4 protein-coding genes are annotated in these 2,406 nt (G+C 55.1%); 1 reads left to right on the top strand and 3 read right to left on the bottom strand.

What is annotated here, in order from left to right; translation table 11 throughout:
- Window positions 1-1,112, top strand: a 1,112-nt coding sequence (locus tag BSZ32_RS09390; RefSeq protein ID WP_206018795.1) for a substrate-binding domain-containing protein, incomplete at its 5' end; no start/stop codon positions are given.
- 257 nt (window positions 1,113-1,369) lie between these two features.
- On the opposite strand, the gene BSZ32_RS18815 is transcribed toward BSZ32_RS09390, so the two are convergent.
- From BSZ32_RS18815 to BSZ32_RS19285, 3 genes are all read right to left on the bottom strand, one after another.
- Complete coding sequence (locus tag BSZ32_RS18815) at window positions 1,370-1,534, bottom strand: type II toxin-antitoxin system RelE family toxin (RefSeq protein WP_206018794.1); 165 nt, start codon at window positions 1,532-1,534, stop codon at window positions 1,370-1,372.
- A gap of 128 nt (window positions 1,535-1,662) precedes the next feature.
- Window positions 1,663-1,899: a hypothetical protein gene (locus BSZ32_RS09385; RefSeq protein WP_105043188.1), complete on the bottom strand. Its 237-nt coding sequence runs from the start codon at window positions 1,897-1,899 to the stop codon at window positions 1,663-1,665.
- 297 nt (window positions 1,900-2,196) lie between these two features.
- A partial coding sequence (locus BSZ32_RS19285; protein WP_206018793.1) for a hypothetical protein occupies window positions 2,197-2,406 on the bottom strand: 210 nt, incomplete at its 5' end.

Raw genomic sequence — 2,406 nt, 5'->3', positions numbered from 1 at the left:
ACCTACGCGGCGAGTTGTTGCGCGGGCGTTGGGTCGGGACGATGCCCGGCGTGCAACGGCTCGCAGCAGAGTTTAGCGTCAATTGTAAGACGGCGGAGACCACGCTGCAGGCGCTCGAGAATGAGGGTCTATTGGTTGGCCAGGGGCCGGGGCGCCGCCGTAAGATCGTGCTGCCGGAGGGTCATACCCCGCTTGCGTTGCGGGTGGCCTTGCTGGTCAGCGATGCTCCGGCCCGGGGTGCTGACTACATGATCGAGCTGGGCCACCGGCTTGAGGCGGCGGGGCACGTTCCGTTTTTCGCCGACAAGACCCTGAGGGATCTAGGCATGGATGTCAGGCGCGTGGCCCGCTACGTGAAGAAGACCGGGGCGGACGCCTGGATCGTCAGTGCTGCCTCGCGCGATGTGTTGCAGTGGTTTGTCGAATACGAAAAACCTGCGTTCGCGCTGTTCGGGCGGCGCAGCACCCTGCCGATTGCCGCGGTCGGTCCGGATCATGTCCAGGCGGGCCGGTTATTAGTCCGCCGCCTAGTCGCCCTCGGTCACCAGCGCATCGTCATTCTCACCCAGAAAGCCAGGCGCATTCCGGAGCCGGGCCAATCCGAGCGCGCCCAGCTCGAGGAGATGCAGGCGCATGGTCTGCAGACCGGCTCTTACAACATCCCCGATTGGGATGATACGCCCGAGGGGTTTCACCGCCTGCTGGACGAGCTGTTTCGCGTCACCCCGCCCACCGCCCTGATCATTGATGAGCCTTTACTTTTCCACGCTGCCAAGAACCATCTCGCTCGGCACGGCATCCTCGCACCGGACCAGGTCTCGCTGTTTTGCACGGATCCCGATCCGACCTTCGCCTGGTGCAGGCCGACCATCGCCCATCTCCACTGGGACAGCCGCCCGGTGGTGCGCCAGGTGCTGCGCTGGGTGGACAACGTGGCCAAAGGCAAGGACGACCAAAGGCAGACGCTGACCAAGATCGAGTTCGTCGAGGGCGGGACGGTGGGGCCGGTGGCGGAGTCGGGAAGTCTTGAAGTCGGGGAGTCTGGGGAGTCTGGGGAGTCTGGGGAGTCTGGGAGTCAGGGGTCAGGGGTCAGGGATCAGGAACAGCCCTAGAATGACGAAAGCCTGAATCCGAATCATCAGGTTTTGCTCTGCGGCTGTGCGGCTCTGCGCGAGAAATGAATTCAAAACCTCGCGCAGAGCCGCAGAGGCGCAGATTTTTTTGATGAGAGTATGGATTGGGCTTGGTTGAGTTGATGCGCGGTATGGGGTCAGTTGGCATGAAAGGAACTAGCGAAGTTTGTTGAGGGAGGGACGATCGGGCCGGTGGCGGAGTCGGGAAGTCTTGAAGTCAGATCAAAGAAGAAACCTTATTTTTTATAGATTCCGCCACGTGAACCAATCACCGCAACGCTGATCAAAAGCAGCTTTTGCTCTGGCTTGGCTTCGGGATCTGGGTTTAAGCCAAAAATAGCTCTATACCCTCCGATTCTTAACCTATAGGAACCAAGCCAATCGCCTTTCATTGGCTTCACGTTTTGATGTACCAGAGGGTCTTCAAGGCTCGCTAGTTCATTGATCTAGCCAATAATCGTAGCAACACGATCTTTCGCAATGCGACGCAACGAGCGTCTCGCTGTGCGAGTGTAAATAACCTTGTGCATTAAGCTAAGAACTCTTTTTCGATGTCTTCTGCGCTAATAAATTTATCGAGCCGACCAGCATCCAAATCAGATTTAGCTTCACGAATGGCTTCACGCTCTTCATCGGTCAAATCAAGTCCGTATTCCTCAACGAACTCGACGAACTCGACGAACTTTTCGTAAGGGATAACTACCTCAAGAGGACTCCCGCCACGGTCGAAGCGAGTATTTTCTTTGATGATGGTTTCTACGGTCATGTAGATACATTAACAGCTCTTTTTGGCTTTGTCTTGTTTCTTTTTTTGCGGACGGATGGCTTCGTTTGTAAGCATTCTGTAGGTGTTTGATGACGACCTCCAGTATGGGTCCAGTCCGGAATGGCACTAAGTTAAGGTGATTTTCGTGGCTTATTCAGGCTGACGATATCGATTGATGGATTGAAGCTTGAGCAATGACGAAATCCTAAATACCCAAGCACGAAAGAAATCCAAAATCCGAATACCCAATCCACCGGTCACCAGAGTAGCGCCTATTCAGGCCCATTGATGGCGGGTTTAGTTCATTAGGGCTTCGAGCTTCCTTGGGTATTTAGGTACTTGAAAAGGGGTCAGGAAGAGATTTGCAGCATAGCTAGATTTTCTAGGTGCCAAAGCACAGCGAAAAAAGATTTTTATACCACTTAGTGATTCAAACGAGACGAATGCCGGAGTGATTTGCCAAAATGACAAGGCGCGCCGAGAACCGAGCGGAGCGAGATAGCCGAT

Origin of the sequence: Rubritalea profundi (assembly GCF_002954445.1) — a bacterium.
GTDB lineage: Bacteria > Verrucomicrobiota > Verrucomicrobiia > Verrucomicrobiales > Akkermansiaceae > Rubritalea > Rubritalea profundi.
This window is presented reverse-complemented; position numbering and strand designations above follow the sequence as displayed.